The sequence below is a fragment of the Burkholderia sp. WP9 genome (assembly GCF_900104795.1).
Taxonomy (GTDB): Bacteria; Pseudomonadota; Gammaproteobacteria; order Burkholderiales; family Burkholderiaceae; genus Paraburkholderia.
This window is the reverse complement of the sequence record NZ_FNTG01000001.1, coordinates 4,336,463-4,362,923: the sequence shown is the minus strand read 5'-3', so window position 1 is coordinate 4,362,923 and position 26,461 is coordinate 4,336,463. Positions and strand designations below refer to the sequence as shown.

The 26,461-nt window shown below is 63.7% G+C and carries 27 protein-coding genes and 1 other RNA gene; 14 read left to right on the top strand and 14 right to left on the bottom strand.

Going from position 1 to position 26,461, the window contains the following annotated elements:
- The first annotated feature begins 47 nt into the window (after positions 1–47).
- Both BLW71_RS19455 and lnt read left to right on the top strand, forming a co-directional pair.
- Positions 48–941 (top strand): CorC family transporter, encoded by an 894-nt coding sequence (locus BLW71_RS19455; RefSeq protein ID WP_091799238.1) that lies wholly within the window; start codon positions 48–50, stop codon positions 939–941.
- Positions 942–1,107: 166 nt separating this feature from the next.
- Positions 1,108–2,817 carry an apolipoprotein N-acyltransferase gene (lnt, locus tag BLW71_RS19450; protein WP_091799235.1) on the top strand — a complete coding sequence of 570 codons (1,710 nt, stop codon included), beginning with the start codon at positions 1,108–1,110 and terminating at the stop codon, positions 2,815–2,817.
- A 9-nt stretch (positions 2,818–2,826) separates the two neighbouring features.
- Here the strand turns inward: lnt and BLW71_RS19445 are convergent, their stop codons facing one another.
- A complete protein-coding gene (locus BLW71_RS19445) occupies positions 2,827–3,441 on the bottom strand; it encodes a glutathione S-transferase family protein (protein ID WP_177205067.1) in 615 nt (204 codons plus the stop codon).
- A gap of 203 nt (positions 3,442–3,644) precedes the next feature.
- Here BLW71_RS19445 and BLW71_RS19440 point away from each other — a divergent pair, with 203 nt between their 5' ends.
- From BLW71_RS19440 to purH, 5 genes are all read left to right on the top strand, one after another.
- Positions 3,645–5,051 carry an aminopeptidase P N-terminal domain-containing protein gene (locus BLW71_RS19440; RefSeq protein WP_091799229.1) on the top strand — a complete coding sequence of 469 codons (1,407 nt, stop codon included), beginning with the start codon at positions 3,645–3,647 and terminating at the stop codon, positions 5,049–5,051.
- Between the two features lie 17 nt (positions 5,052–5,068).
- A complete protein-coding gene (locus BLW71_RS19435) occupies positions 5,069–6,460 on the top strand; it encodes a UbiH/UbiF/VisC/COQ6 family ubiquinone biosynthesis hydroxylase (RefSeq protein ID WP_091799226.1) in 1,392 nt (463 codons plus the stop codon).
- A 224-nt stretch (positions 6,461–6,684) separates the two neighbouring features.
- Positions 6,685–7,743: a tRNA dihydrouridine synthase DusB gene (dusB, locus tag BLW71_RS19430; protein ID WP_091799223.1), complete on the top strand. Its 1,059-nt coding sequence runs from the start codon at positions 6,685–6,687 to the stop codon at positions 7,741–7,743.
- Positions 7,740–7,973, top strand: a complete 234-nt coding sequence (locus tag BLW71_RS19425) for a Fis family transcriptional regulator (protein WP_006049915.1) — start codon at positions 7,740–7,742, stop codon at positions 7,971–7,973. The genes dusB and BLW71_RS19425 overlap by 4 nt, the downstream gene beginning before the upstream one ends.
- 55 nt (positions 7,974–8,028) lie before the next feature.
- A complete protein-coding gene (gene purH, locus BLW71_RS19420) occupies positions 8,029–9,594 on the top strand; it encodes a bifunctional phosphoribosylaminoimidazolecarboxamide formyltransferase/IMP cyclohydrolase (RefSeq protein WP_091799220.1) in 1,566 nt (521 codons plus the stop codon).
- Positions 9,595–9,833: 239 nt separating this feature from the next.
- Here purH and BLW71_RS19415 read toward each other — a convergent pair whose 3' ends face one another.
- The gene (locus BLW71_RS19415) at positions 9,834–10,073 is read right to left on the bottom strand and encodes a hypothetical protein (protein ID WP_091799217.1); all 240 of its coding nucleotides are present in this window, start codon (positions 10,071–10,073) and stop codon (positions 9,834–9,836) included.
- 140 nt (positions 10,074–10,213) lie between these two features.
- Here BLW71_RS19415 and ruvC point away from each other — a divergent pair, with 140 nt between their 5' ends.
- The 4 genes from ruvC (at position 10,214) to BLW71_RS19395 (ending at position 13,604) form a co-directional block, all read left to right on the top strand.
- Entirely contained in the window at positions 10,214–10,756 is a 543-nt protein-coding gene (gene ruvC / locus BLW71_RS19410; protein ID WP_007180437.1) for a crossover junction endodeoxyribonuclease RuvC, read from the top strand.
- 109 nt (positions 10,757–10,865) lie between these two features.
- Complete coding sequence (ruvA, locus tag BLW71_RS19405; RefSeq protein ID WP_091799214.1) at positions 10,866–11,447, top strand: Holliday junction branch migration protein RuvA; 582 nt, start codon at positions 10,866–10,868, stop codon at positions 11,445–11,447.
- Positions 11,448–11,566: 119 nt separating this feature from the next.
- Complete coding sequence (gene ruvB, locus BLW71_RS19400) at positions 11,567–12,631, top strand: Holliday junction branch migration DNA helicase RuvB (RefSeq protein WP_091799211.1); 1,065 nt, start codon at positions 11,567–11,569, stop codon at positions 12,629–12,631.
- Positions 12,632–12,662: 31 nt separating this feature from the next.
- Entirely contained in the window at positions 12,663–13,604 is a 942-nt protein-coding gene (locus tag BLW71_RS19395) for an oxygenase MpaB family protein (RefSeq protein ID WP_091799208.1), read from the top strand.
- Positions 13,605–13,993: 389 nt separating this feature from the next.
- Here BLW71_RS19395 and BLW71_RS19390 read toward each other — a convergent pair whose 3' ends face one another.
- The 3 genes from BLW71_RS19390 to tyrS all read right to left on the bottom strand — a co-directional run bounded on the left by BLW71_RS19390 (position 13,994) and on the right by tyrS (position 16,518).
- Positions 13,994–14,665, bottom strand: coding sequence for a histidine phosphatase family protein (locus BLW71_RS19390; protein ID WP_091799205.1), 672 nt, complete (start codon positions 14,663–14,665; stop codon positions 13,994–13,996).
- 118 nt (positions 14,666–14,783) lie between these two features.
- Positions 14,784–15,242, bottom strand: a complete 459-nt coding sequence (dtd, locus tag BLW71_RS19385; RefSeq protein ID WP_091799202.1) for a D-aminoacyl-tRNA deacylase — start codon at positions 15,240–15,242, stop codon at positions 14,784–14,786.
- Between the two features lie 31 nt (positions 15,243–15,273).
- A complete protein-coding gene (gene tyrS, locus BLW71_RS19380) occupies positions 15,274–16,518 on the bottom strand; it encodes a tyrosine--tRNA ligase (protein ID WP_091799199.1) in 1,245 nt (414 codons plus the stop codon).
- A gap of 206 nt (positions 16,519–16,724) precedes the next feature.
- Between tyrS and BLW71_RS19375 the strand changes: the two genes are divergently transcribed.
- On the top strand, positions 16,725–17,855 hold the full coding sequence (locus tag BLW71_RS19375; RefSeq protein WP_091799196.1) for an anhydro-N-acetylmuramic acid kinase: 1,131 nt from the start codon (positions 16,725–16,727) through the stop codon (positions 17,853–17,855).
- 82 nt (positions 17,856–17,937) lie between these two features.
- Here BLW71_RS19375 and erpA read toward each other — a convergent pair whose 3' ends face one another.
- The 3 genes from erpA to rplM all read right to left on the bottom strand — a co-directional run bounded on the left by erpA (position 17,938) and on the right by rplM (position 19,414).
- Entirely contained in the window at positions 17,938–18,303 is a 366-nt protein-coding gene (erpA, locus tag BLW71_RS19370; protein WP_013340463.1) for an iron-sulfur cluster insertion protein ErpA, read from the bottom strand.
- Between the two features lie 278 nt (positions 18,304–18,581).
- The gene (gene rpsI / locus BLW71_RS19365) at positions 18,582–18,974 is read right to left on the bottom strand and encodes a 30S ribosomal protein S9 (protein WP_011489810.1); all 393 of its coding nucleotides are present in this window, start codon (positions 18,972–18,974) and stop codon (positions 18,582–18,584) included.
- Between the two features lie 11 nt (positions 18,975–18,985).
- Positions 18,986–19,414, bottom strand: a complete 429-nt coding sequence (rplM, locus tag BLW71_RS19360; protein WP_020069304.1) for a 50S ribosomal protein L13 — start codon at positions 19,412–19,414, stop codon at positions 18,986–18,988.
- 685 nt (positions 19,415–20,099) lie between these two features.
- Here rplM and BLW71_RS19355 point away from each other — a divergent pair.
- Entirely contained in the window at positions 20,100–20,522 is a 423-nt protein-coding gene (locus BLW71_RS19355; RefSeq protein WP_091799194.1) for an OsmC family protein, read from the top strand.
- Positions 20,523–20,628: 106 nt separating this feature from the next.
- Here the strand turns inward: BLW71_RS19355 and rnpB are convergent.
- From rnpB to pyrC, 3 genes are all read right to left on the bottom strand, one after another.
- Positions 20,629–21,042, bottom strand: an RNA gene (gene rnpB, locus BLW71_RS19350) — RNase P RNA component class A.
- A 96-nt stretch (positions 21,043–21,138) separates the two neighbouring features.
- Entirely contained in the window at positions 21,139–21,966 is an 828-nt protein-coding gene (locus BLW71_RS19345) for a DUF3025 domain-containing protein (protein WP_091799191.1), read from the bottom strand.
- Between the two features lie 11 nt (positions 21,967–21,977).
- A complete protein-coding gene (gene pyrC, locus BLW71_RS19340; protein ID WP_091799188.1) occupies positions 21,978–23,039 on the bottom strand; it encodes a dihydroorotase in 1,062 nt (353 codons plus the stop codon).
- 166 nt (positions 23,040–23,205) lie between these two features.
- On the opposite strand from pyrC, the gene BLW71_RS19335 reads away from it, so the two are divergent.
- Positions 23,206–24,141, top strand: a complete 936-nt coding sequence (locus tag BLW71_RS19335) for a class II glutamine amidotransferase (RefSeq protein WP_091799185.1) — start codon at positions 23,206–23,208, stop codon at positions 24,139–24,141.
- 149 nt (positions 24,142–24,290) lie between these two features.
- Here BLW71_RS19335 and BLW71_RS19330 read toward each other — a convergent pair whose 3' ends face one another.
- Genes BLW71_RS19330 through BLW71_RS19320 form a run of 3 tightly spaced genes read right to left on the bottom strand, consistent with a single transcriptional unit; the run spans position 24,291 to position 26,430 of the window.
- Positions 24,291–25,016, bottom strand: a complete 726-nt coding sequence (locus BLW71_RS19330) for an amino acid ABC transporter ATP-binding protein (RefSeq protein ID WP_007180417.1) — start codon at positions 25,014–25,016, stop codon at positions 24,291–24,293.
- Positions 25,013–25,690 (bottom strand): glutamate/aspartate ABC transporter permease GltK, encoded by a 678-nt coding sequence (gene gltK / locus BLW71_RS19325; RefSeq protein ID WP_091799182.1) that lies wholly within the window; start codon positions 25,688–25,690, stop codon positions 25,013–25,015. Before gltK ends, BLW71_RS19330 begins: the two co-directional genes overlap by 4 nt.
- Positions 25,690–26,430, bottom strand: coding sequence for an amino acid ABC transporter permease (locus tag BLW71_RS19320; RefSeq protein ID WP_091799179.1), 741 nt, complete (start codon positions 26,428–26,430; stop codon positions 25,690–25,692). Before BLW71_RS19320 ends, gltK begins: the two co-directional genes overlap by 1 nt.
- Between the last annotated feature and the right edge of the window lie 31 nt (positions 26,431–26,461).

Here is a 26,461-nt window from a genome sequence, read left to right as displayed (position 1 = left end):
CCTTAATGCTCTGCAACAGCGCGCCCAGTCTTGCCGGGCGCACTACCATGAACGACACGTATCCCAGTCGACGCCAAACCGACAAACCGCAGGAAAAGCGCTCACTCCTCGAGCGTCTGACCGACTTCATCTCGCCTGAGCCCGACTCGCGCGCCGAACTCCTGGAAATTCTGCAGGACGCGCACGAACGCAACCTGATCGACGCCGACTCGCTGTCGATGATCGAAGGCGTATTCCAGGTCTCCGAACTCAGCGCGCGCGACATCATGGTGCCGCGTGCGCAAATGGACGCGATCAACATCGCGGACAATCCCGCCGAATTTATCCCGTACGTGCTGGAAAAAGCGCACTCGCGCTATCCGGTCTACGAAGGCAATCGCGACAACATCATCGGCGTGCTGCTCGCCAAAGACCTGCTGCGCTACTACGCCGAAGAAGAGTTCGACGTGCGCGGCATGCTGCGCCCGGCCGTGTTCATCCCCGAGTCGAAGCGTCTGAATGTGCTGCTGCACGACTTCCGCGTGAATCGCAATCACCTCGCGGTGGTGGTCGACGAATACGGTGGCGTGGCCGGCCTGATCACGATCGAAGACGTGCTGGAACAGATCGTCGGCGATATTGAAGACGAATACGATTTCGACGAGGAAAGCGGCAACATCATCGCCTCGCCGGACGGACGTTTCCGCGTGCGCGCGCTGACCGAAATCGAACAGTTCAACGAAGCCTTCGGCACCCATTACTCAGACGACGAAGTCGACACGATCGGCGGACTCGTCACGCATCATTTCGGACGGGTGCCGCATCGGGGCGAAAAAGTCCGCCTCGACGATCTGATCTTCGAGATTCTGCGCGGCGACGCCCGCCAGATTCACATGCTGCTGGTGCGCCGCGATCCGCTCGCCGGCCAGCGCGAGCGCGAAGCGCAGCACGTGCAGACCTGATCCGGTTGCGGCCGGTTTTCTCGCCGCTTCTTCAGGTCGCTTTTCGGCTCGCTGCTTAGTCCGCTTTTTGGCTCGCTGCTTAGTCCGCTTTTTTGCTCGCTGCTTAGCTCGCTTTTCGACCCGCTTTTCGACCCGCTTCTCAACCCCTCACGCCGACCGCGCAACAATGGCCGACCCGATAACTTCCCGTTCGCGCCGCGGCGTGAACGCTTCTGCCGCCGAGCAAGTTCGCGGCCGCACGCTGCCTCGCTGGCACTACCTCGTCGCGCTGGCCGCCGGCGCGGCCAACACGCTTTCGTTCGCGCCGACGCCGCACGGCGGCTGGCTCGAACTCGCGATCTTCGCGTTCTTCTTCGCCTGGCTCACGCGTACCACAGGCTGGAAAAGTGCCGCTCTGACGGGCGGCGCGTTCGGCTTCGGCAATTTCGTGACCGGCGTATGGTGGCTCTACGTCAGCATGCATTTTTACGGCGGCATGGCGGCGCCGCTCGCCGGCGCGGCCGTGGTGCTGTTCTCGCTCTATCTGGCGATTTATCCGGCGCTGGCGGCAGGTGTCTGGTCGTTCTGCGCCGGTCACGCGCGCAATGGCGCAGCCGCGGACGACACGCCTTTCTCACCCACCTGGCACGGCGCGCTGGCGTTCGCGAGCGCATGGGCGATCGGCGAATGGTTGCGCGGTACGGTGTTCACGGGCTTTCCGTGGCTTGCCAGCGGTTACGCTCAGGTGGACGGCCCGTTCGCCGGCTTCGCACCGGTGGCGGGCGTATACGGCGTCGGCTGGATGCTGGCGCTGGTGGCTGCGCTGATCGTGCAGGCGCTGCTGCCGCTACTGCGCTCGCGCAAGCCGCGCGGCAACGCCAACGGCGACGCCGGCCGCAACGGCGCGAACCCGGGTGTGTCGCGCGTCGCCGCGCCTGGCGCGATCGCGCTGGCGCTGATCGCGGCCGGACTGCTGCTGCCGCTCGTGCAATGGACCGTGCCGGCCAACGCCCCGCTGACCGTGCGCCTGCTGCAAGGCAACGTCAAACAGGAAATGAAGTTCGAGGAATCCGGCATGCGCGCCGCGATCGACCAGTATCAGCAGATGATCACCTCGAAGCCGGCCGATCTGATCGTCACGCCGGAAACCGCTATTCCGGTACTCGCGCAACAATTGCCGGCGCCCTTCGCGTCGGCGGTGCGCAACTTCTCGGACACGACGGGCAGCGCAATCCTGTTCGGCGCGATCGGCGGCACGATCACGCCGGAGGGCCAGGTGATCGACTATACGAATAGCCTGTTCGGCGTCACGCCCGGCACGCGCGACGTCTATCGCTACGACAAACACCACCTCGTGCCGTTCGGCGAATTCGTGCCGTGGGGCTTCCGCTGGTTCGTCAACCTGATGAGCATCCCGCTCGGCGATTTCTTCCGTGGCGCGCCGGTGCAGAAGCCGTTCATGGTCCACAACCAGCCGGTCGCGGTGGACATCTGCTACGAGGATATTTTCGGCGAAGAGATTGCGCGGACCATTCGCGAAAGCGACACGCCCGCCGGGGTGTTGGTGAATTCGACCAATCTGGCCTGGTTTGGCGACACGATCGCGCTCGACCAGCATCTGCAGATCGCGCGCATGCGTTCGCTGGAAACCGGCCGCCCGATGCTGCGCGCGACCAACACCGGCATGACCGCCGCGATCGATGCCAACGGCAAGGTGCTCGGGCGCCTGACGCCCTACACGGTCGGCTCGCTCGACCTCACGGTGCAAGGCACTTCCGGCAGCACGCCGTATGTCACGAGCGGCAACAACACCGTGCTGGCGGTTTCACTGTTTCTGCTGGCGTTCGGCTTTGCGTTCGGGCCGGGTATCAGGCGTCGCCAGAACGGCAAGCAGTAAGACGCCGGCCTAGTTGACGGGCACCGTATCGATGAACGACTGGCGCAGCGAGAGCTTCTGGAAGTGTTTGTCCAGATTCGGGTACGGCTCGCGCCAGTTCAATTCGGGCATGCGGAAATCCAGATAGCCCAATGCGCAGCCCACCGCGATGTCGGCGAGCGTGTAGTGATTGCCTGCGCACCAGGTCTTGCTGCCTAATCCCTGCGCCATTGCGATCAGGGCTTCGTCGATCTTGCGCTGCTGGCGGGCGACCCACGCTTCCACGCGCTGCTCCGGCGCGCGCTGCGTGCCTTCGAGGCGAATCAGCACTGCTGCGTCGAGCGCGCCGTCGGCGAGCGCTTCCCAGCAACGCACCTCGACGCGCTCACGTCCCGACTGGGGAATCAGCTTGCCGACCGGCGACAGCGTATCCACGTATTCGCAGATCACCCGCGAGTCGAACACCGCTTCGCCATCTTCCATGACGAGGCACGGCACCTTGCCGAGCGGATTGAAGGTGTGAATCCGGGTGTCCGGCGCCCAGACATTCTCGGGCACCAGTTCGTAGTCGATTTTCTTGTCGGCCAGCACGATGCGCGCTTTGCGCACGAAGGGGCTGCCGAGCGAACCGATGAGTTTCATCATTACCATCTGCCTTTTCCTGAATCCGGCGAAAGTATAAGTGCTCGGCGGCTTTAGCGAGCGTTCACGCGCGTCGTGGCGACGCTTCGCGAGCCGCATGCAGCCTCGCTGTGGGCGGGTTGCAACGGCGCCGCGGACACCTTCGCCCCCGCTCGCGTCAGTATCCCGCGCAAAATAACTCCGTGCATGGGCGCTACAATCGCACGATGAACCAGCCGACCGAACCCACCATCGCCATCGACGTCTACCGCACGCGCCGTGAGCGCGTACTCGCCGCGCTTCGGGCGGCGGGCGGCGGCGTCGCCATCGTCCCCACCGCACCGGAAGCGCTGCGCAACCGTGACGCCGATTATCCTTATCGGCACGACAGCTATTTCTACTACCTGACCGGCTTCACGGAACCCGAGGCGTTGCTGGTGCTCGACGCCAGCGCCGCGCCCGGCGCGCCGGCTTCGGTGCTGTTTTGCCGCGAGAAGAATGTCGAGCGCGAGACGTGGGAAGGTTTTCGCTTCGGCCCGGACGGCGCGCGCGCGGCATTCGGTTTCGACGCGGCGTTCGCCGTCGGCGAAATCGACACGCAGCTGCCGCGTCTGCTCGCCGACAAACCGGCGCTGCACTATGCGCTCGGCACCTCGCCGCAACTGGACGAACGGGTGCGCGGCTGGCTCGACGCGGTGCGCGCTCAGGCGCGCGGCGGTGTCGCCGCACCGGCCGCCGCCCACGATCTCGTTCCGTTGCTCGATGACATGCGGCTCATCAAGGACGACCACGAACTCGCCATCATGCGCCGCGCCGGGCAGATCTCGGCCCACGCGCATCGTCGTGCAATGGCCGCGTGCCGTCCCGGCGTGCGTGAATATGAACTCGAAGCCGAACTGCTCTACACGTTCCGCAAATTCGGCGCGCAGGCACCGGCTTATACGTCGATCGTCGCCGCGGGCGCGAACGCCTGCGTGCTGCACTACCCCGCGGGCAGCGCCATTGCACAGGACGGCGACCTGATCCTGATCGACGCGGCCTGCGAACTCGACGGCTACGCCTCCGACATCACGCGCACCTTCCCCGCGAGCGGCCGCTTCACGCCGGCGCAGCGCGAGCTGTACGACATCGTGCTGGCCGCGCAGCAGGCCGCCATCGACGCCACCCGCGCCGGCGCCACCTTCGACGACCCGCACCAGGCCGCCGTGCGCGTGCTGTCGCAGGGCTTGCTCGACACCGGCATCATCGAGCGCGCAAAGTTCGCCTCGGTAGAAGACGTGATCGCGGAGCGCGCCTACGCGCCTTTCTACATGCACCGCACCGGCCATTGGCTCGGCATGGACGTGCACGATGTCGGCGACTATCGCGAACGCGGCGCGCCGCGCGACGAAGCGGGCGCGTTGCCGTGGCGCACGCTGCAGGCATCGATGACGCTGACCATCGAGCCCGGTCTGTATATCCGGCCGACCGAAGGCGTGCCCGAGCGCTACTGGAACATCGGCATCCGCATCGAGGACGACGCCGTCGTCACGCCCACCGGCTGCGAGTTGATCACACGCGAAGTACCGGTCGCCGCCGACGAGATCGAAGTGCTGATGCAGGAAGCCCGCGCGGCTCGCGAAACAAGCAAGTAATAGGGAAGTAATCCGCAATGAACGATGTTTCCCAGTCGACGGTGATCCTGAAGCCCGCCGCGGCCGGCCAGCCTTTCGATTTCGACGTGACGATCGTCGGCGCCGGTCCGGTCGGGCTGGCGCTGGCCGGCTGGCTGGCGCGCCGCAGCGCGACACGGGAGCTGAAGATCGCACTCGTCGACGCGCGCGAGCCGGAAGATTCGATCGCCGATCCGCGCGCCATCGCCGTGTCGCACGGCAGCCGGATGATCCTGGAGCCGCTGCGCTGGCCCGCCGACGCGACCGCGATCCAGCGTATCCACGTCTCGCAGCGCGGCCACTTCGGCCGCACGCTGATCGACCACAGCGAGCACGGTTTGCCGGCGCTCGGCTACGTGCTGCGCTACGGCTCGATCGTCCACGGTCTCGCCGAGGCGGTGCACGCCACCTCCGTGCACTGGTTCCGCTCCACCTCGGCCGGAGCGCCGACGCAGGAACGCGACGGCGTCACGCTGCCGATCGAAACCGCGGGCGTCACGCGGCAGTTGCGCACGCGCATTCTGGTGAATGCCGAAGGCGGCCTGTTCGGCGACCAGAAGTCAGGAAAAGGCCCAGTCAAACGGAACGACCAGGGAGTCGGCGTGAATGTGGGCGAGCACGCCGGCCACCATGAGAACGGCGAAACTCGTGACAACCGAGCCGCCGGCATCGAGGCGACAAGCGCCAGTCAGCAGACCGGTCGGAACGGCGCGGCCGCACGGCGCGCTGGCCGAGCCGCCGTCGAACCGGGCTCGCGGGACTACGGCCAGACCGCACTTGTCGGCACGGTGACCGTGTCGGCGCCGCAACCGCACGTCGCGTGGGAGCGCTTCACGTCGCAAGGCCCGATCGCGTTGCTGCCCATGGGCGGCGTGCGCGGCGCCGATTACGCGCTGGTCTGGTGCTGCGCGCCCGAGGAAGCCGCGCGCCGCGCGCAGCTCTCCGACGAAGCCTTCCTCCAGGAACTCGGCGCCGCGTTCGGCGACCGCATGGGCCGTTTCACGCATATCAAGGGACGCGCGTCGTTCCCCTTGGGACTGAACGCCGTGGAAACGCTCGTCAACGGGCATATCGTCGCGATCGGCAACGCGGCGCAGACGCTGCATCCGGTAGCCGGTCAGGGCCTGAATCTGGGACTGCGCGACGCACACTCGCTCGCCGACGCCCTCTCGGCGGAAGGTCCGACGCCGCTCGCGCTGGCCACCTTCGCGCAACGCCGCGCGCTCGACCGCCGCATGACGATCGGCGCCACCGACACGCTCGCGCGTCTCTTCACCATCGACTTCGCGCCGCTCGCGATCGTGCGCGGCCTCGCCCTGACCGCGCTCGAATTCCTGCCACCGGTGAAAACCGCGCTGGCACGGCAAATGATGTTCGGACAACGCCGCTAGGCGCGCTGCTCGCCCGCGCCGCCTTTTTGCTACACACGGAAGGTGCCGCGCGGGCGGCGCCGGTTCTATGAAACGGCGCACTTTCATAGAAGATTTAATGGGTTACGACAGACACATGTCGGGTGTCGGCTATCCGTTAACGCTAAAATAGCGGTTTTCCCTCGCATTTCGCGAGTGCTCCGATTGACAGAAACTGAGCAATCGGCCGCGCGCGCGTTCACGTCATGCCCACTCTCGGCTCCCACAATCTGCGTAATAACCTGTTCGTCGCGCCCATGGCCGGCGTGACCGACCGTCCGTTCCGCCAGTTGTGCAAGCGGCTGGGCGCGGGCTATGCGGTGTCGGAAATGGTCGCCTCGAACGCGCAGTTGTGGAAAAGCGAGAAGACCATGCGGCGCGCCAATCACGCGGGCGAGGTCGAGCCCATCGCCGTGCAGATCGCCGGCGCCGATCCGGCCATGATGGCCGAAGCGGCCCGCTACAACGTGGCGAACGGCGCGCAGATCATCGACATCAACATGGGCTGCCCGGCCAAGAAGGTGTGCAACGTGGCGGCGGGTTCGGCCCTGTTGCAGAACGAGCCGCTGGTGCAGCGCATTGTCGAGGCGGTGGTCGGGGCGGTGGGCGTCGGCCCCGACGCGGTACCCGTCACGCTCAAGATCCGCACCGGCTGGGACCGCGAGAACAAAAACGCGCTGAACGTCGCGCGTCTGGCCGAATCGGCCGGTATTTCGATGCTGACCGTGCACGGCCGCACGCGCGCCGACCTGTATCACGGCGACGCCGAATACGAGACCATTGCCGCGGTGAAAGCGGCGGTGCGCATTCCGGTGGTCGCCAACGGCGACATCACGTCACCGCACAAAGCCCGCGAGGTGCTGGCCGCGACCGGCGCCGACGCCATCATGATCGGCCGCGCCGCGCAGGGGCGCCCGTGGCTGTTCCGCGAGATCGAGTATTTCCTGCAAACGGGTGAAATGCTGCCGCCGCCGCGCATCGACGAAATCCAGCAGGTGATGAACGAGCATCTCGAGGATCACTACGCCTTCTACGGCGAATTTACGGGCGTGCGCACTGCGCGCAAGCACATCGGCTGGTACACTCGCGGCCTTTCTGGCGCCAACGTGTTCCGGCATCGCATGAATACGCTGGACACCACGCGCGAACAACTCCTCGCCGTCAACGAGTTCTTCGACGCACAAAAGGCGATCTCCGACCGCCTCGTGTATGTCGACGAAACGCTCAACCCGGGCGAGGACCCAACCGACCGACTAGCAGCATGAGCAAGAACAATATCGAACAATCTGTCCGCGACAGCCTGGGGATATATTTCCAGGACCTCGACGGCTCCAATCCGCACGACGTCTACGATATGGTGATTTCGTGCGTGGAAAAACCCCTGCTCGAAGTGGTGCTCGAGCAGGCCGGCGGCAATCAGTCGCTGGCCGCCGAGTATCTCGGCATCAACCGCAATACGCTGCGCAAGAAGCTGCAACAGCACGGTTTGTTGTAGCGCGTTGTAGTTTCTTGCGCCCTGCCACGTTTCCCTTCGGCTTTTCGTCTTCATCATGATCAAGCAAGCGCTCATCTCCGTTTCCGACAAGTCCGGCATCGTCGACTTCGCCAAATCGCTGTCGGACCTCGGCGTCAAGATCCTGTCGACCGGCGGCACCGCGAAACTGCTCGCGGACGCAGGTCTCTCCGTCACCGAAGTCGCCGATTACACGGGCTTCCCGGAAATGCTGGACGGGCGCGTGAAAACGCTGCATCCGAAGGTGCACGGCGGCATTCTGGCGCGCCGCGACCTGCCGGAACACATGGCAGCGCTTGAAAAGCACGACATTCCGACCATCGACCTGCTGGTCGTGAATCTGTACCCGTTCGTGCAGACTGTGTCGAAAGAAGAATGCTCGCTGGAAGACGCGATCGAGAACATCGACATTGGCGGCCCGACCATGCTGCGCTCGGCCGCGAAGAACCATCGCGACGTGACGGTGGTGGTCGATCCGGCCGACTACGCGGTCGTGCTCGACGAGATGCGCGCGAACAGCAACGCCGTGTCGTACAAGACGAACTTCCGCCTCGCCACCAAGGTGTTCGCGCACACCGCGCAGTACGACGGCGCGATCACGAACTATCTGACGAGCCTGACCGACGAGTTGCAGCATTCGTCGCGCAACGCTTACCCGGCCACGTTCAACCTGGCGTTCAACAAGGTGCAGGACCTGCGCTACGGCGAAAACCCGCATCAGAGCGCGGCGTTTTACCGCGACCTGGCGGTGCCGGCGGGCGCCCTGGCGAACTACAACCAGTTGCAGGGCAAGGAACTGTCGTACAACAACATCGCGGATTCCGACGCAGCGTGGGAATGCGTGAAGACCTTCGACGTGCCGGCGTGCGTGATTGTCAAGCACGCGAATCCGTGCGGCGTGGCAGTCGGCGCGGACGCCAACGAAGCGTACGCGAAGGCATTCCAGACCGATCCGACCTCGGCGTTCGGCGGCATCATCGCCTTTAACCGCGAAGTGGATGAGGCAGCGGCGCAAGCGGTGGCCAAGCAGTTCGTCGAAGTGCTGATCGCCCCGTCGTTCAGCGCCGAAGCGCGCCAGGTGTTCGCGGCGAAGCAGAACGTGCGTCTGCTCGAAATCGCGCTGGGCGAAGGCCATAACGCATTCGATCTGAAGCGCGTGGGCGGCGGCCTGCTGGTGCAGTCGCTCGACTCGAAGAACGTGCAGCCGCGCGAATTGCGCGTGGTCACGAAGCGTCACCCCACGCCGAAGGAAATGGACGATCTGTTGTTCGCATGGCGCGTGGCGAAGTACGTGAAGTCGAACGCGATCGTGTTCTGCGGCAACGGCATGACGCTCGGCGTCGGCGCGGGCCAGATGAGCCGCGTGGACTCGGCGCGCATTGCGAGCATCAAGGCGCAGAATGCCGGTTTGACGCTGGCGGGTTCGGCCGTGGCGTCGGACGCGTTCTTCCCGTTCCGCGACGGCCTCGACGTGGTGGTGGCGGCAGGCGCGACCTGCGTGATCCAGCCGGGCGGCTCGATGCGCGACGACGAAGTGGTCAGCGCGGCGGACGAACATAACATCGCGATGGTGCTGACGGGCGTGCGTCACTTCCGGCATTGATTTCAGATTCGCGGGCGGCGCAGGTTTCTTGATGAGACTGCGCCGTGTGGCGAGAACTGAGCTTGGAAAGACGGCCTGGCGGATTCTCCGCCGGGCCGTTTTCTTTGGCGCGGCGTTTGTGGCGGGTATGCGCCGCGTTCGTTGCGTCTTCATGCCGTTTCGATGCCGTGCTTTTGCCGTGCTTGTGCCGTGTTAGCACCGCGCTCGTAAAGCATAATCGCCGCCCCTTCACGCCCCGCTCAGTCGTCCACTTCCTTTCTCGCATAACCTCCGTTCACCTCCGCGTGCTGGCTGATATAAGTGCCGAGCCCCTGCCCACGCCGCGCGAGACGCTTGAGCGCCGCAACGTGCCATTCGCCGACACTCGCTTCCGTGTACCAATACACAACCCCCGGCCTGAAGCGGACCGCGACAAAATCGTCGCCGATTTCATAAGCCTCGACGCCCGAGTCGCCGCTGAGATTCCGATAGCGCTCCATTCGCGAATACCTCCCTCCACGCCGCCTTACACCACACACAGCAGTTTTTATTCCGCTGACATCGCCGCGCGCCGTCCGCCGCGCGGCGCGCGTGTTGTAGTATCGCAAGCACCTGGTTTTTACCGCTCCTGCGGCACCTCATGAGAATTCTCGGCATCGACCCCGGCCTGCGCGTGACCGGCTTCGGCGTGATCGACCAGAGCGGCCACACGCTCAGCTATGTCGCAAGCGGCGTCATCAAAACCGCCGACGCCGACCTGCCCTCGCGTCTGGGCACCATCTTCGAAGGCATTTCGACGCTCATCCGCCAGCATTCGCCGGATCAGTCGGCAATCGAAAAAGTGTTCGTCAACGTCAACCCGCAGTCCACCTTGCTGCTTGGCCAGGCGCGCGGCGCGGCCATCTGCGGACTGGTCGCGGGCGGCGTGCCGGTTGCCGAATACACGGCCCTGCAATTGAAGCAGGCCGTGGTGGGCTATGGCCGCGCCACCAAGGAGCAGATGCAGCAGATGGTGGTGCGCCTGCTCAATCTCTCCGGCGTACCCGGCACCGACGCCGCCGACGCGCTCGGCATGGCGATCTGCCACGCGCACGGCGGCACGACACTGAGCACGTTGGGCGGCATCGCACCTTCGCTGGCCAAGAAAGGTTTGCGCGTGAGACGCGGACGCCTGGTCGGATAGCGGCCGATGCGGCATCGCGCATATCAACCGCGATTGCGCATGACTCGCAGGCCACTCGCCGCTCACTCGCTGCGCTACACTCGCCCTTTCTCTCAAGATTGAATTCGCCATGATCGGTCGCATTGCCGGCGTTCTGCTGGAAAAAAACCCGCCGCATCTGCTCGTCGATTGCAACGGCGTCGGTTACGAAGTCGATGTGCCGATGAGCACGTTCTACAACCTGCCCTCAGCCGGCGAACGCATCGTATTGCTCACGCAGATGATCGTGCGCGAAGACGCGCACCTGCTGTACGGATTCGGCACCGCGGAGGAACGCTCGACCTTCCGCGAACTGCTGAAGATCTCCGGCATCGGCGCGCGCATGGCGTTGGCGGTGCTGTCGGGCATGAGCGTTCACGAGCTCGCACAAACCGTCACGATGCAGGACGCGGCGCGTCTAACGCGCGTGCCGGGCATCGGCAAGAAAACGGCGGAGCGGCTGCTCCTCGAACTGAAGGGCAAGATCGGCGCCGACCTTGGGGCGATGGCGGGCGCAGCGTCGGCATCCGACCACGCCTCCGATATCCTGAACGCACTGCTCGCATTGGGTTACTCCGAAAAAGAAGCATTGGCGGCCGTCAAAAACGTGCCGGCCGGCACCGGTGTTTCCGAAGGCATCAAGCTGGCGTTGAAGGCGCTGTCCAAGGGCTGACGTTCGACCGTCGTATTCGGCAGCGAGGCAACGAATGAAGCTTCGCACATGCCGGCGAGCCGCGCACCCTGGCCATTCGGCCGAGTTTCGCGGCGAGCGGCTCGCGGTACAATGTCCGCATGATCGAAACCGACAAACTCGCCGCCGAGCGCATCATCGCGGCCACGCCCGTCTCGCCGAACGAAGAAGCGTTCGAGCGCGCGTTGCGCCCGCGCCAGCTCGAAGAATATGTCGGGCAGGAAAAAGTCCGCGGCCAGCTGGAAATCTTTATCGAGGCCGCCAAACGCCGCTCCGAATCGCTCGACCACGTCTTGCTGTTCGGGCCGCCGGGCCTCGGCAAGACCACACTCGCGCACATCATCGCGCGGGAAATGGGTGTCAATCTGCGGCAAACGTCGGGGCCGGTGCTTGAGCGCGCCGGCGACCTCGCCGCGCTACTCACCAATCTCGAAGCCAACGACGTTTTGTTCATCGACGAAATCCACCGGCTCTCGCCGGTCGTCGAGGAAATTCTGTATCCGGCGTTGGAGGATTATCAGATCGACATCATGATCGGCGAAGGGCCGGCCGCGCGCAGCGTGAAGCTGGACTTGCAGCCGTTCACGCTGGTCGGCGCGACCACGCGCGCGGGCATGCTGACCAACCCGCTGCGCGACCGCTTCGGTATCGTGGCGCGGCTCGAGTTTTATAACGCCGAGGAGCTGGCGCGCATCGTCACGCGTTCTGCGTCGTTGCTGAATGCGCAGATCCATCCGGACGGCGCGTTCGAGATCGCCAAGCGCGCACGCGGCACGCCGCGGATCGCGAACCGCCTGCTGCGGCGCGTGCGTGACTTCGCCGAGGTGAGGGCAGACGGCAACATCACCGCGCAGGTGGCCGACGCCGCGCTCAAGATGCTCGACGTGGACGCGGTCGGCTTCGACCTGATGGACCGCAAGCTGCTCGAGGCGATCCTGCACAAATTCGACGGCGGCCCGGTCGGCGTCGACAATCTGGCGGCGGCGATCGGCGAAGAGCGCGACACGATTGAAGACGTGCTCGAGCCGTATCTGATCCAGCAAGGCTTCCTGCAGCGCACGCCGCGCGGCCGCGTCGCCACGCTGCTCACCTACCGGCATTTCGGCCTTGCCGCGCCCGACTCGTCGAGCGCCCTGCCCAGCCTGTGGGATTCGGCCGCGACCTGAGCCGACACGCGTAGCGCGAGACCGAATCAGGATGTCCGACCAAACCAGCCAGCCCAACTCGCGTAGCGGTTTCTCGCAGTTTCTCACCCGCAGGCTCCGCTCGAAGCTGGCAGCCGGTGTCACGCATCTGACCAGCGGCAGCGGCCCCACGCTCGACTATTCGTCGCCTCCGGGCGACCCCGGCCTGTTCGGCCCGCATTCGGTTTGCTGGAAAGTCCACGCCGATTTCACGTCGATGATGACGGGCGGCATCAGCGCGCTCCTGCTCCAGGCGTTGCATCCGCTCGCGCTCGCCGGCGTGTGGGACCATTCGACGTTTCGCACCGACATTCTCGGCCGACTGCGGCGCACCGCGACTTTCATCGCGGGCACGACGTATGGCAATCGGCACGACGCGCTCGTGCTGGTGGAGCGTGTGAAGCGCATCCATCTCGGCGTCAGCGGCGTTGCGCCCGACGGACGGCCGTATCGCGCGAGTGAGCCTGCGCTGCTCACATGGGTGCATGTCGCCGAAGTGTCGAGCTTCATGACCGCGCATTTGCGCTATGTGAATCCGCTGCTGCCCATTGCCGCGCAGGATCAGTACTTCGCCGAAACCGCACGGATTGCCGAAATGCTCGGCGCGTCCAACATTCCTCGCTCGCGAGCGGAGATCGACGCTTACTTGCTGGCAATGCAGCCGGAGCTTGCGGCGAGCGAGCGCACACGTGAGGTCGTGAGGATTTTGATGAACACGCCCGCCCCGAGTGCGTCGATGCGGCCCGCCGGCGTGTTGATGCTCAACGCCGGCGTCGACCTTCTGCCCGATTGGGCGCAGGCGATGTTGGGACTACAGCGCTACGCGGCACTGCGCCGTGCGGTGGCGAGGCCCGGCGTGCGGCTGGTCGCGCCGGTGATCCGCTGGGCGCTGGTGAACGGCGTGTCAAAGCGGGCGCGCCGCCGGGTGGCCGCGGGTGGGCGCGAGCCGGAATAACGCAGCCGGACGCGGCTCGCACGAGCGCAAACAACTCACGTCGGCATGTTGAGTCTCGCCGATGGAATATGTGCGCAAACCGCGAGCCGATGGTCAGCTCAGCGAACGGCGCGGCACGCTTGCAAGCTGACTCACGCGGATGGGATATGCGTGCAAACCGCCGCGCCGATGGCCAGCTCAACGAACCGCGCACGGCACGCTTGCAAGCTGACTCACGCGGATGGGATATGCGTGCAAACCGCCGCGTCGATGGCCAGCTCAGCGAACCGCGCACGGCACGCATGCAAGCTGACTTGCCAACGGTCGGCAACGCCAATGCGCACCGGGTTCGCGAACGGTCCAAGTCGGCCGCCGCGCAAACTCACACCACCCAACCGGGCACGCGCCGATCAACGCCCCGGCTCTGCCGGCTTCCTGAAGCTGTCGTCCTCGCTCGGCGAATCGAGATGCGAGACATCCGCCCATGCCACGATCGTCGCGTGGCCGTCGCCGAAATCCACCGTGTTCACGCTCGTGTTCAGCAACGGGTAGTCACGCGGCGCATCGAGCGATAGACCGCAGGCAAAGCGCCGCACGCAATCAAGCACGCCACCATGCGCGACGCAGGCAATCCGCCCGCCAGGATGCGCGGCCACCAGCGGTTCGATCGCGTGCAGCACGCGATGGTAAAGCGCGCGTTGCGACTCACCATCCGGCGGTGAGAAGCCGGGATCGCGAGTTTGCCAGTGCGCGTATTCGTCGGGGAAACGCAGCGCGATCTCGTCGCTGTCATGGCCCTGGAAAGCGCCATACGAACGCTCGCGCAGGCCTTCGCGCAACTGCAGCGGCAAGCCCAGTGTGTCGGCGACCGGCTGCGCGGTTTGCTGCGCGCGTTGCAGGTCGCTCGAATAGATCGCGTCGAGCCGCGCGCCCTGCTTCGCCTCATGAGCGAAGCGGCGCGCGAGTCGTTGCGCCTGTGCGAGGCCCGTGGTCGCAAGCGGAATGTCGATGTGGCCTTGAATGCGCTTGATGCGGTTCCAGTCGGTCTCGCCGTGCCGGATGAACAGAATCTGCGTCGTCATGGGATGAAAGTGGGCGCCATTGGCCGGTTATGCCGAGCCGCTATTGTCGCAAAAAGCGGCTGGAGGGCGGAAAGGTCGCTGCGCGCCGCAGCACGCATGCGGGAACGACGGCAGAAGATCAGGCGTTGGTCTGCAGCCAGAACGTGACCGGCCCGTCGTTGACGAGCGACACCTGCATATCGGCGCCGAATTCGCCGGTTTCGACGATCGGATGTTTCGCGCGCGCTGCCGCGACGAAATAATCGAAGAGGCGCTTGCCTTCATCCGGCGGCGCGGCCGGCGTAAAGCTCGGACGCAGGCCGCTGTTGGTATCCGCGGCCAGCGTGAACTGCGACACGAGCAGCAGGCCGCCCGCGCGCCCGGCGCCGTCGAGATTTTGCACGGAGAGATTCATTTTGCCGGCCGCGTCGCTGAAGACGCGGTAGCCGATCACCTTGGCGAGCAGCCGGTCGGCCGCCGCCTCGGTATCGCCGCGTTCGGCGCATACCAGCGCCAGAAGGCCGGCCTCGATCGCGCCGGTCACCCGGTCGGCCACGCGCACTTCCGCGCGCCGCACGCGTTGAATCAGCGCGATCATCGGTTCGACGCCAGAGGCGATACTCGACTCATCATGCCGTCAGCGTGACGCGTGCAAAACGGCGTTTGCCGACTTGCACGACGTACTCGCCGGCTTCGACTTTCAGGCCCTTGTCCGACACGGTCGTGCCATCGATCTTCACGCCGCCCTGCTCGATGTTGCGCAGCGCTTCACTCGTCGACGGCACGAGGCTGGCCTGCTTGAGCAGTTGGCCGATCGCGAGCGGTGCGCCCGCGAGCGTCACGGCCGGGATATCGTCCGGCACGCCACCCTTCGCACGATGGTTGAAGTCTTCGAGCGCGCGTTCGGCGTCGGCTTGCGAGTGGAAGCGCGCAACGATTTCCTGGCCGAGCAACACCTTGAAGTCGCGCGGATTACGGCCTGCTTCGATTTCCTTCTTGAAGCCGGCGATTTCTTCCATTGGCCGGAACGACAGCAGTTCGAAGTAACGCCACATCAGCACGTCGGAAATGCTCATCAGCTTGCCGAACATGTCGGTCGGCTTTTCGCTGATGCCGATGTAGTTGTTCTTCGACTTCGACATTTTCTCGACGCCGTCCAGCCCTTCGAGCAGCGGCATCGTCAGAATGCACTGCTGTTCCTGGCCGTATTGCTTCTGCAATTCACGGCCGACCAGCAGGTTGAACTTCTGGTCCGTGCCGCCGAGTTCGAGGTCCGCATTCAGCGCGACCGAGTCGTAGCCTTGCATGAGCGGGTACAGGAACTCGTGGATCGAGATCGGCACGCCGCCCTGAAAACGCTTGGTGAAATCTTCGCGTTCGAGAATCCGCGCCACGGTGTAGCGCGACGCGAGCTTGATCATGCCGTCGGCGCCGAGCGGCATCGACCATTCGCTGTTGTAGCGAATCTCGGTCTTGTCACGGTCGAGCACGAGCGCGGCCTGCTCGAAATACGTCTTCGCGTTCGATTCGATCTGCTCGCGCGTGAGCGGCGGGCGCGTGGCGTTACGGCCCGACGGATCGCCGATCAGCGACGTGAAATCGCCGATCAGAAAGATCACCGTGTGGCCGAGATCCTGCAACTGGCGCATCTTGTTCAACACGACCGTGTGGCCGATGTGGATGTCCGGCGCGGTCGGATCGAGACCGAGCTTGATACGCAGCGGCTTGCCCGTCGCCGCGCTCCTCGCGAGTTTTTGCGCGAATTCGTCTTCGATCAGCAGTTCATCGACCCCGCGCTTGGTGACGGCGAGGGCGTGACGGACTTCGTCGGTGATCGGGAAGGCGGGGCTGGGCTTGGTGGACTCGGTGCTCATGCTGGAAACTTGAAGTCGCGAAAAAAGGAGATTGTCCCATAGATGCGCGCCGCCGCGCCCATCGACGCAGCCGCAGGCGGGCCGCGGACACGCGATTTCCGCGTCCGGCGCCGTGCCGCCGGCATTGCTGCGCTTTATATTCGGCCGCGCTTCACCCGATAATCTGCTACAACGGATCGCAACGAACCATCGAGAGGAGCAGCAACGTGGCGCAAGACCCCGCAGACGGCGTCTACTTTGGATTGATGTCCGGCACGAGCATGGACGGCGTGGACGGCGTGGCCGTCAGGTTCGCGCAAGGCAAGCCGCCCGTCGTGCTGGCCGAAGCATTTGTCGGCTTTGCCGCGGGCCTGCGCGAGGCATTGTTCGCGCTCCAGCAACCCGGAGACAACGAGATCGAGCGCGAGGCGCTGGCCGCCAATGCACTCGCCACGCGTTACGCGGTGTGCTGCCACGAACTGCTGCACGGCAGCCGCGTACCCGCCGCGGAGGTGCGCGCGATCGGCGTGCACGGGCAGACGGTGCGGCATCGGCCGGAAAAGGGTTACACGCGGCAAATCAACAACCCGGCGCTGCTCGCGGAAATGATGCATATCGACGTGATCGCCGATTTCCGCACCCGCGACGTGGCGGCCGGCGGCCAGGGCGCGCCGCTCGTGCCGGCGTTTCACGCCACCGTGTTCGGCGCGAAGAACGAAACACGGGTGGTCTGCAATCTCGGCGGGATCAGCAATATCACGATTCTGAACGCGACCGGCAGCGTGCGCGGCTTCGATTGCGGGCCGGCTAACGCACTCCTCGACGAATGGGCGCAGCGCCATCTGGGCAAACCGTTCGACGAAAATGGCCACTTTGCGGCGGGCGGGCAGGCGGATCGCACGCTGCTGAACGCCCTGCTCGACGAGCCCTTTTTCAGCCAGCAGCCGCCGAAAAGCACCGGCCGCGACCTGTTCAATGCGCAATGGCTCGACGCGAAGCTGCAGCCGTTTGCCACCCTCGCCCCAGCGGACGTTCAAGCGACGCTGGTTGCGCTTACCGCGGTGACGGTCGCGCGCGAAATCGAGCGGCATGCGTCGGACGCGCGAGCGGTCTATGTGTGCGGCGGCGGCGCGCGCAATCCGGAGATCATGCGGTCCTTGCAGCAGGCGCTGGAGGACAGCGGCGTGAGCGGCGTTCCCGTCATGACGACCGATGCGCTCGGCGTGCCGCCGAGCCAGGTGGAGCCACTGGCGTTCGCGTGGCTCGCGATGCGCTGCGTGGCGCGTCGTCCGGGCAATTTGCCGGCGGTGACGGGCGCGTCCGCCGAGCGCGTACTCGGGGCAATCTACCCGCGTTGAGCGCGGCGCAGATTTTAGCGCAGGCGATAAAAAACGGGGCCGAAGCCCCGTTTTTCACAATCTGATGCTCAACAACCGGCCGTCAAACCGAGAACGATGAACCGCAACCACAGGTGGTCGTGGCGTTCGGGTTCTTGATGACGAACTGCGCGCCGTTGATGTCGTCCTTGTAGTCGATCTCAGCGCCCACCAGATACTGGTAGCTCATCGAATCGATCAGCAGCTGGACGCCGCTCTTGTTCATGACGGTGTCGTCTTCGTTGACGGCTTCGTCGAACGTAAAACCGTACTGAAAGCCCGAGCAGCCGCCGCCCTGCACGAAAACGCGCAGTTTGAGGTCCGCATTGCCTTCTTCTTCGATCAGTTGCTTGACCTTGTCAGCCGCTGCGTCGGTAAAAACGAAGGGGGCGGGCATCTCGGTCACGGGTGTTTCGGTGACTGCGTTCATTCGAACTCTCCAAAAAGCTTCTAACCGCTATTGTAGGGCTGATCTCGATATCGTGCCGAAGCCCACAAAGTCAATGGGTTCTTACAGAAATCAACGACAGGCGCGTTTGCCGCCACCAGCCCGTCAGAGCGGGATAAATCGCCACTCCGGCGACGAGTTCGTTGCCGCAATTGCCGCACCAGCAGCGAGCCGCGAACCCATGAAAAAAGCCGCCTTCGCGAAAGCGTTGGCGGCTTTTGCAGCGCACCGGCCCGAAAGCCGGTTTGCACCCGAAACGATTAACGCTTCGAGAATTGCTTCCGGCGACGTGCCTTGTGGAAGCCGACCTTCTTACGTTCGACTTCACGAGCGTCACGCGTGACGAAACCAGCTTTCGACAGTTCCGGCTTCAGCGTTGCGTCGTAGTCCATCAGCGCGCGGGTGATGCCGTGGCGAACCGCACCGGCCTGACCCGTTTCACCGCCACCCGTCACGTTGACCTTGATATCGAACGTAACGCCGTGGTTCGTGAGTTCCAGCGGCTGACGCACGATCATCAGCGACGTTTCGCGCGAGAAATAATCGGCGATAGGCTTGCCGTTCACAACGATATCGCCCTTGCCTGCCTTGATGAAGACGCGTGCGACGGCGCTCTTGCGGCGGCCCGTGCCGTAATTCCAGTTACCGATCATGTGGGCTCCCCTTAGATCTCGAGCGCTTTCGGCTGTTGTGCCGAATGCGGATGCGTTGCTTCAGCGTAGACCTTCAGCTTCTTGATCATCGCGTAGCCGAGCGGGCCCTTCGGCAGCATGCCCTTGACCGCTTTCTCGAGCGCACGGCCCGGGAAGCGTTCTTGCATCTTGCCGAACGTCGTTTCATAGATACCGCCCGGGTAGCCCGAGTGGCGGTAGTACTTCTTGTCAGTAGCCTTGTTGCCCGTGACCTTCAGCTTGCCGGCGTTGATAACGATGATGAAATCACCGGTGTCGACGTGCGGAGTGAATTCAGGCTTGTGCTTGCCGCGAAGACGGTGTGCCACTTCGCTGGCGACACGCCCGAGAACCTTATCCGTCGCGTCAATCACGTACCATTCACGCGTAACCTCATGGGCTTTTGCGGAAAACGTCTTCATGATCGATCCAAAAAAATTGCTGCGCCCAATGTGTTTTTTCCTGCTTGTAGTGTGCGCATCGAGGCGCGTGCAGGCTCTCCCTGGTTCTTCCTCCGCGGGCGCGGATGCGGAAAAGCCCTGAATTATAAAGGAATTTGCTACGGCAAGTCAAAACGTACGGGACTTTGCGTGAGATTCCCGGCAATCCGGCAGCCGGGGAGCGCGTTTCGGAGCCCTTCCGTGCCTGATTCGGCTTGCCCGGAAGGGACAAGACGCGGACGTCATGCGGCCTCTCGGACGAAACGCGCGGGCGAAAAAAAACCCGAACTAGCGGTTCGGGTTTAATCCACCAAAGGAGGAGGTGGAGGAGACAGATCGAATTATATGAGCGCACCTTGTGCGACGCAAGAACATTTGCATTGCGAAATGCCATTTCATAATGCGGCAATCATCATTCTCAGCTTCAAAGCAACGAATTCTCTTTTAAATCAGTCACTAAAGGTCGGCCGACCTGATATTCAGGTAGACATCGTCTAGAGTAAAACCCCTAAACTCGTCAGGGCATTCCCGAATCGGCTGAACATGCCGCAGCGCAACACGCAAGCCGTCATCACGCATAACTTTGCGACAAAAGTCGCCTCGGGCGGACGCTCAGACACCGGGCTACAATGCCGTCTCGATATAGCGAAGCGCGGTGGAGCACAGCATGGAATGCAAAGTGAGTTGGATGGGGCAAGACGGGATGGCGTTCGCAGCCGAGACGGGCAGCGGCCATCTGGTGGCGATGGACGGCGCGCCCGAAGGCGGCGGCCGAAACCTCGCGCCGCGTCCGATGGAAATGGTTTTGCTCGGCACGGGCGGCTGCACCGCCTACGACGTCGTGATGATCCTGAAGAAAAGCCGTCAGGAAATCAGCGATTGCTCGGTGACGCTGAAAGCCGAACGCGCCAGCGAAGATCCGAAAGTGTTCACCAAGATTCACTTTCACTTCACCGTGACGGGCAAGAATCTGAACCCGGCCACCGTGGAACGCGCAATCAACCTGTCGCACGACAAGTACTGCTCGGCGTCGATCATGATCGCGAAGACCGCTGAGCTGACGCACTCGTTCGACATCGTGGCGAGCTGAGCGCCGAGCTGCGGCTGCGGCGCGGGTTCAAACGCGCGCCGCCCGAAAACGGCCTGATAAAAGAAAAATGCCGGCGTCCAGAAGGACGCCGGCATTTTTTGTTCGGTGGCAAAGCAGGCCGATAAGCCGGATTCTGTGCACGCGCCACGTCCGAAGACGCAACACGCGTGGCAGCCATTCCTCTAGGCGCGCCATTGCTGACGCGCTCAAGCTTCCTACCCGCAGACGTGACGGGGGCCCCGTCCTGCATCTCGAAGATGCTAGCCTGCCTACTTGGAATTGCTCCGGGTGGAGGTTACCGTGCCGGTCTGCCTTGCAGCAGCCGCGGTGCGCTCTTACCGCACCGTTTCACCCTTACCTGATCCCGGCTTGCGCCGGGCCATCGGCGGTTTGCTTTCTGTTGCCCTGTTCCGCGTGTCGCCACGGATGGCCGTTAGCCATCACCCTGCCCTGTGGAGTCCGGACTTTCCTCGCCCTCGTTGGCCGAAACCTCGGAGGCCGCGACTGCCTGGCCTGCTTTGCTGCGGCGGATTTTAACACCTGCGGGAGCCCCGAGCCGAGCCGACGGCTGAAATAGCCGAATGGCCAAGATGAGATGCGACCGAACCCAACGCGCTCAACGCGCGCGCCGCCCGCAGCGAAATACGGCAGTGTCGTCGTAGAACGAGGGAGATTCGTTCTCCGGCCACCAGCCCGGAATGCCCAGCACTGGAAGCGGCGCGAACATGCGACTCGTGAGTGCGTCGGTACTGAGCAGCGCCTCGGCGACGGACTCGTCGAGCCACACGTCCCGTTTCGTCGCGTCCCATTCGAAATATGCAGCCGGCACATCGACGATCCACGCGTGGCCCGTGCAGGCCTTGAACGGCGCGATCAGCTTTTCCAGCAATGCATGGCCGAAGCAGCGCACTTCGCAACTCATGCCCCACGCATCACGCCGCGCCACCAGCAGCGTGTGCCAGTCGAAACCGCGCAAGGCCGCGCTCAAAGCGGGATCCGCGCATGCGAACAGCAGCGCGTTCTCGTCGAACAGCGTCAGCGTATCGCGCACGCCGCCGCGGGTCGGGCCGACGCCCAACGCATCGATGGCCGCCGACTGACGCACGTTCAGCGCCGCCTTGATGCGCGGAAAAGCAAACCACATCGACGCATTGAAGAAGTCGTGCAGATTGTGGCGGGTCGGCACGCAGCCGGTGGACGCGATATGCGCCTCGTACGCCGCGCCTGGCGGCAGATCGTCCTGTGCGATGAACGCAAGGCGCTGGCCACGCCCCGTGGTTTGCCGCGTTTCACCGGCATCGGCGTTCATCTCGGCGAGCAGGGCCTCGTAGCCCGTCAGCGCGGCCTGCTGCCAGCGCCTGCCGCGTGCGGCGAACGGCGCGAACCACGGCCTTGCCCAGTCGATTGCGGCGAAGCCCGCCGGCTTCGCCTCATGCGCCTGCATCTACCGCAACCTCAAACGAGACGCCAGCCGATCGACTCGCCGCCGCGCAGCGGCACGACCGGCGTATCGCCAACCGGCAACTCGGCCGGCAGCGTCCATTCTTCACGACGCAGCGTGACCTTCTCCTCGCTGCGCGGCAGACCGTAGAAGTCCGCGCCAAAAAAGCTTGCAAAGCCTTCGAGCTTGTCGAGCGCGTCGGCTTTGTCGAACGCTTCCGTGTACAGCTCCAAAGCGTGCAGCGCCGTATAGCAACCCGCGCAGCCGCAAGCGTGCTCTTTCAACCCCTTCGGATGCGGCGCGCTGTCCGTGCCGAGGAAGAAGCGCGGATTGCCCGACGTCGCCGCCTCGACCAGCGCCACGCGATGCGTCTCGCGCTTTAACACCGGCAAGCAGTAGTAATGCGGACGAATGCCGCCCTGGAAGATCGCGTTGCGGTTGTACAGCAGGTGATGCGCGGTGATCGTCGCGCCCAGCAGCCCCGGCGCCACGCCGGCTTCGCGGATGTAGTCGACCGCGTCTTTCGTGGTGATGTGCTCGAACACCACCTTCAGCGCCGGAAACGCGCGGCGCAACGGCGTCATGACCCGGTCGATGAACACCTTCTCGCGGTCGAACAGGTCGATCGACGCATCGGTCACTTCACCGTGCACCAGCAGCGGCATGCCCACTTCCTGCATTACTTCGAGCGTTTTGGCGCACTTCATGATGTCGGTGACGCCCGCGTCCGAGTTGGTCGTCGCGCCCGCCGGATACAGCTTCACGCCATGCACGAAGCCGCTTTCGCGCGCACGGCGGATTTCGTCGGGCGGCGTGTTGTCGGTCAGGTACAACGTCATTAGCGGTTCGAACTTCGCGCCTTCGGGAATCGCGGCGACGATCCGCTCGCGATAAGCCTGCGCCATCGCGGTGGTCGTGACCGGCGGCTTCAGGTTCGGCATGATGATCGCACGGCCGAACTGGCGCGCGGTGTCCGGCAGCACGGCGGCCAGCATCGCGCCGTCGCGGACGTGCAGGTGCCAGTCGTCCGGGCGGGCGAGCGTGATGGAGTCGAGGGAAGCGTTGGAAGCAGTCATGGCGGCAGGGGACGAGATTCGACGACAAAAGCCAATCTATGCGGTCAAACCGCAACGTTGCGGCATAAACACACGTCAATTTTGCTATTTGGCGTTTCTGGCTCGGTGATATGCTTGGAAAATCATCATTGTAACGGCTCGACCCGTTCACAGGCTTACCCGCAACATGTGCCAACTACTCGGAATGAACTGCGCCGCGCCAACGGACGTCACGTTCTCGTTCACCGGCTTTGCGGCGCGCGGCGGCGTCACCGATCACCATGCCGACGGCTGGGGCATCGCCTTCTTTGAAGACAAAGCCTGCCGCCTGTTCATCGACCATCAATCGTCGGCGACCTCGCCGATCGCCGAGATGGTCAAGCGCTACCCGATCAAATCGAAGAACACCATTGCGCATATCCGCAAGGCGACGCAGGGGCATATCCTGCTGGAAAACTGCCACCCGTTCATGCGTGAATTGTGGGGACGCCACTGGATCTTTGCGCACAACGGCGACCTCAAGGATTATTCGCCGGTGTTATCAGGCGTGTATCAGCCGGTCGGCACGACCGACAGCGAGCTCGCTTTCTGCGCGCTGCTCGAAGGTTTGCGTAAGGCTTTTCCCGGCGCGCAGCAGCCGCCGCTCGACGAACTGTTTGCCGCGCTCGAAACCCTCACGCGCGAAATCACGCAGTTCGGCGTGTTCAATTTCCTGATGTCGAACGGCCAGGCGCTGTTCGCGCATTGCTCCACGCATCTGCACTACATCGTGCGGCGCTGGCCGTTTTCCACCGCGCATCTCGTCGACGCGGACGTGTCGATCGATTTCGCCAAGTACACCACGCCCGAAGACCGCGTCGCGGTCATCGCCACCAAGCCGCTGACCGACAACGAAGTCTGGAGCGCATTCGAACCGGGCGATCTGATGATGTTCCAGCACGGCGAGGTGATTGACCGCGTCAACGTGCCGGTGTCGGCTTCGGTACTGGAAAAGCTGCGCAATCCCGCGTTGGATGCGTCGGCTTCGGCCAGTACGATCGCAGCTTCGATCGAGCCCATGCCCGAGCGGGACGCCGAGGTGGACCTCGAAGCAGCGGACGACGCGGCAGCGTTCGAATCCTGAGCGCTTGAGCACATCACCTGACCATTTAAAGCCCGCTACATTCGCTCAAGCCGGATCGCCATACACAGAAAAGCCGCTCTTTCAGAGCGGCTTCTTTTTGCCTGTGCCGCAGCACCGCGCCGCCTGAACGGCGCGGCTTCAAAACACACTTAGTGCAGGATCTTGGCCAAAAAGTCCTTCGCGCGATCCGACTTCGGATTGGCGAAGAAGTCTTCCTTGCGGTCGTCTTCCACGATCAAGCCCTTGTCCATGAAGATCACGCGGTGCGCGACCTTCTTCGCGAAGCCCATTTCGTGCGTGACGCACATCATGGTCATGCCTTCCTGCGCGAGTTCGACCATCACGTCGAGCACTTCGTTGATCATTTCCGGATCGAGCGCCGAGGTCGGCTCGTCGAACAGCATGGCGATCGGGTCCATCGACAACGCGCGGGCAATCGCCACGCGCTGTTGCTGACCGCCCGACAACTGCCCCGGGAATTTGTCCGCATGCGCGCGCAAGCCCACGCGATCGAGCAGTTTCAGCCCTTTCGCCGTTGCTTCGTCTTTCGAACGGCCCAGCACCTTCACCTGAGCAAGCGTGAGGTTCTGCACGATCGACAGATGCGGAAACAGTTCGAAGTGCTGGAACACCATGCCGACTTTGGAACGCAGCTTCGACAGATTGGTTTTCTTGTCGGTCAGCGACTGACCGTTGATGATGATCTCGCCCTTCTGGAACGGCTCGAGGCCGTTGACGGTTTTGATCAGCGTGGACTTGCCCGAACCCGACGGCCCGCACACCACCACCACTTCACCCTTTTTGACTTCCGTCGTGCAGTCGGTCAGCACCTGGAACTGACCGTACCACTTCGAAACATTCTTGATAGAGATCATCTTGCGACCTTTTTCTGAAGACCTTTGACGAGGCTCGACGCGATCACGCAGATCGCGAAATAACACGCGCCCGCGAACAGTACCATCTCGACATTCGTACCGTCACGGTCGCCAATATTCGTGGCGGTGCGGAAGAAGTCGGCGAGGCTGATCACGTAGACGAGAGACGTATCCTGAAACAGCACGATACCCTGCGTGAGCAGCAGCGGAACCATGGCGCGGAATGCCTGCGGCAGCACGATCAGGCGCATGGCCTGCGCGTAGTTCATGCCGAGCGCGAACGCCGCGTTGACCTGCCCGCGCGGCACGGCCTGAATGCCGGCGCGGATGATCTCCGAATAGTACGCCGCCTCGAACAGCGAGAACGCGACCATGGCCGACGCGAGGCGAATGTCGATATCCGCCGACAACCCGAGCACGTTCTGCAGCACTTGCGGCACGATCAGGAAGAACCACAGCAGCACCATCACCAGCGGGATCGAACGGAAGATCGTTACGTAGCCCTTCGCGAACCACTCGAAGGCCTTGAACGACGACAGCCGCAACATGGCGAGGACCGTGCCCCAGACAATGCCGAACACGATCGCGATCAACGTGATCTTGAAGGTGACGACGGCGCCGGTCCACAGCGTAGGCAATGCGCCCGGAATACCGCTCCAGTCGAAATGATGCATTACTTGCCTCCGATATAGCCGGGCAACCGGGTCTTGGCTTCGACCCAGCGCATGAGTTGCATCACGACCAGATTGATCAGCATGTACGCCAGCGTGACCGCGATAAACGACTCATACGTTTGCGACGTGTAGTCGACCAGTTGGCGCGCCTGAGCGGACAGATCGAGCAGACCGATCGTCGACGCCACCGCCGAATTCTTGAAGATATTCAGAAACTCGGACGTGAGCGGCGGCACGATGATCCGGTACGCGACCGGCAGCAGCACATAACGATAGGTCTGCCACTGCGTGAAACCCATGGCCAGACCCGCGGCGCGCTGGCCGCGCGGCAGTGCGTTGATACCCGAGCGCACCTGCTCGCACACGCGCGCGGCGGTAAAGAGCCCGAGACAGATGATCGACGACGAAAAGAACTGCGCACTCGGCGGCAGTTGCTTGAACCAGTTGCCCACGGAAACAGGCAGCAACTCCGGTATCACCAGATACCAGATGAAGAACTGCACGATCAGCGGAATGTTTCGGAAAATCGCGACATAGACCGTGCCGATACCCGACGCCCACTTGTTCGGCACGGTGCGCAGCACGCCGAACAACGACCCGACGATCAGCGCGATCACCCATGCCGACAGCGACACGGTGATCGTCACCCAGAAGCCCGACAACAACCAGCCCAGATAGGTGGTCGGCTCGCCGGTGGAGACCGGACTCAGCAAAATGCCCCAGTTCCAGTGATATGACATGACCAAGACTCCAGCAAAAAGAAACGGAAGA

Excerpts from the sequence above, each read along its gene's own strand:
- BLW71_RS19355 (WP_091799194.1), top strand. The coding sequence starts at position 20,100 with ATGGAATGCAAAGTGAGTTGGATGGGGCAAGACGGGATGGCGTTCGCA.
- erpA (WP_013340463.1), bottom strand. The coding sequence starts at position 18,303 with ATGAACGCAGTCACCGAAACACCCGTGACCGAGATGCCCGCCCCCTTC.
- lnt (WP_091799235.1), top strand. The coding sequence starts at position 1,108 with ATGGCCGACCCGATAACTTCCCGTTCGCGCCGCGGCGTGAACGCTTCT.
- dusB (WP_091799223.1), top strand. The coding sequence starts at position 6,685 with ATGCCCACTCTCGGCTCCCACAATCTGCGTAATAACCTGTTCGTCGCG.
- BLW71_RS19440 (WP_091799229.1), top strand. The coding sequence starts at position 3,645 with ATGAACCAGCCGACCGAACCCACCATCGCCATCGACGTCTACCGCACG.
- BLW71_RS19395 (WP_091799208.1), top strand. The coding sequence starts at position 12,663 with ATGTCCGACCAAACCAGCCAGCCCAACTCGCGTAGCGGTTTCTCGCAG.
- BLW71_RS19335 (WP_091799185.1), top strand. The coding sequence starts at position 23,206 with ATGTGCCAACTACTCGGAATGAACTGCGCCGCGCCAACGGACGTCACG.
- purH (WP_091799220.1), top strand. The coding sequence starts at position 8,029 with ATGATCAAGCAAGCGCTCATCTCCGTTTCCGACAAGTCCGGCATCGTC.
- BLW71_RS19320 (WP_091799179.1), bottom strand. The coding sequence starts at position 26,430 with ATGTCATATCACTGGAACTGGGGCATTTTGCTGAGTCCGGTCTCCACC.
- BLW71_RS19455 (WP_091799238.1), top strand. The coding sequence starts at position 48 with ATGAACGACACGTATCCCAGTCGACGCCAAACCGACAAACCGCAGGAA.
- ruvA (WP_091799214.1), top strand. The coding sequence starts at position 10,866 with ATGATCGGTCGCATTGCCGGCGTTCTGCTGGAAAAAAACCCGCCGCAT.
- BLW71_RS19425 (WP_006049915.1), top strand. The coding sequence starts at position 7,740 with ATGAGCAAGAACAATATCGAACAATCTGTCCGCGACAGCCTGGGGATA.
- ruvC (WP_007180437.1), top strand. The coding sequence starts at position 10,214 with ATGAGAATTCTCGGCATCGACCCCGGCCTGCGCGTGACCGGCTTCGGC.
- rplM (WP_020069304.1), bottom strand. The coding sequence starts at position 19,414 with ATGAAGACGTTTTCCGCAAAAGCCCATGAGGTTACGCGTGAATGGTAC.
- BLW71_RS19415 (WP_091799217.1), bottom strand. The coding sequence starts at position 10,073 with ATGGAGCGCTATCGGAATCTCAGCGGCGACTCGGGCGTCGAGGCTTAT.
- dtd (WP_091799202.1), bottom strand. The coding sequence starts at position 15,242 with ATGATCGCGCTGATTCAACGCGTGCGGCGCGCGGAAGTGCGCGTGGCC.
- BLW71_RS19435 (WP_091799226.1), top strand. The coding sequence starts at position 5,069 with ATGAACGATGTTTCCCAGTCGACGGTGATCCTGAAGCCCGCCGCGGCC.
- ruvB (WP_091799211.1), top strand. The coding sequence starts at position 11,567 with ATGATCGAAACCGACAAACTCGCCGCCGAGCGCATCATCGCGGCCACG.
- BLW71_RS19330 (WP_007180417.1), bottom strand. The coding sequence starts at position 25,016 with ATGATCTCTATCAAGAATGTTTCGAAGTGGTACGGTCAGTTCCAGGTG.
- pyrC (WP_091799188.1), bottom strand. The coding sequence starts at position 23,039 with ATGACTGCTTCCAACGCTTCCCTCGACTCCATCACGCTCGCCCGCCCG.
- BLW71_RS19345 (WP_091799191.1), bottom strand. The coding sequence starts at position 21,966 with ATGCAGGCGCATGAGGCGAAGCCGGCGGGCTTCGCCGCAATCGACTGG.
- BLW71_RS19390 (WP_091799205.1), bottom strand. The coding sequence starts at position 14,665 with ATGACGACGCAGATTCTGTTCATCCGGCACGGCGAGACCGACTGGAAC.
- tyrS (WP_091799199.1), bottom strand. The coding sequence starts at position 16,518 with ATGAGCACCGAGTCCACCAAGCCCAGCCCCGCCTTCCCGATCACCGAC.
- gltK (WP_091799182.1), bottom strand. The coding sequence starts at position 25,690 with ATGCATCATTTCGACTGGAGCGGTATTCCGGGCGCATTGCCTACGCTG.
- BLW71_RS19445 (WP_177205067.1), bottom strand. The coding sequence starts at position 3,441 with ATGATGAAACTCATCGGTTCGCTCGGCAGCCCCTTCGTGCGCAAAGCG.
- rpsI (WP_011489810.1), bottom strand. The coding sequence starts at position 18,974 with ATGATCGGTAACTGGAATTACGGCACGGGCCGCCGCAAGAGCGCCGTC.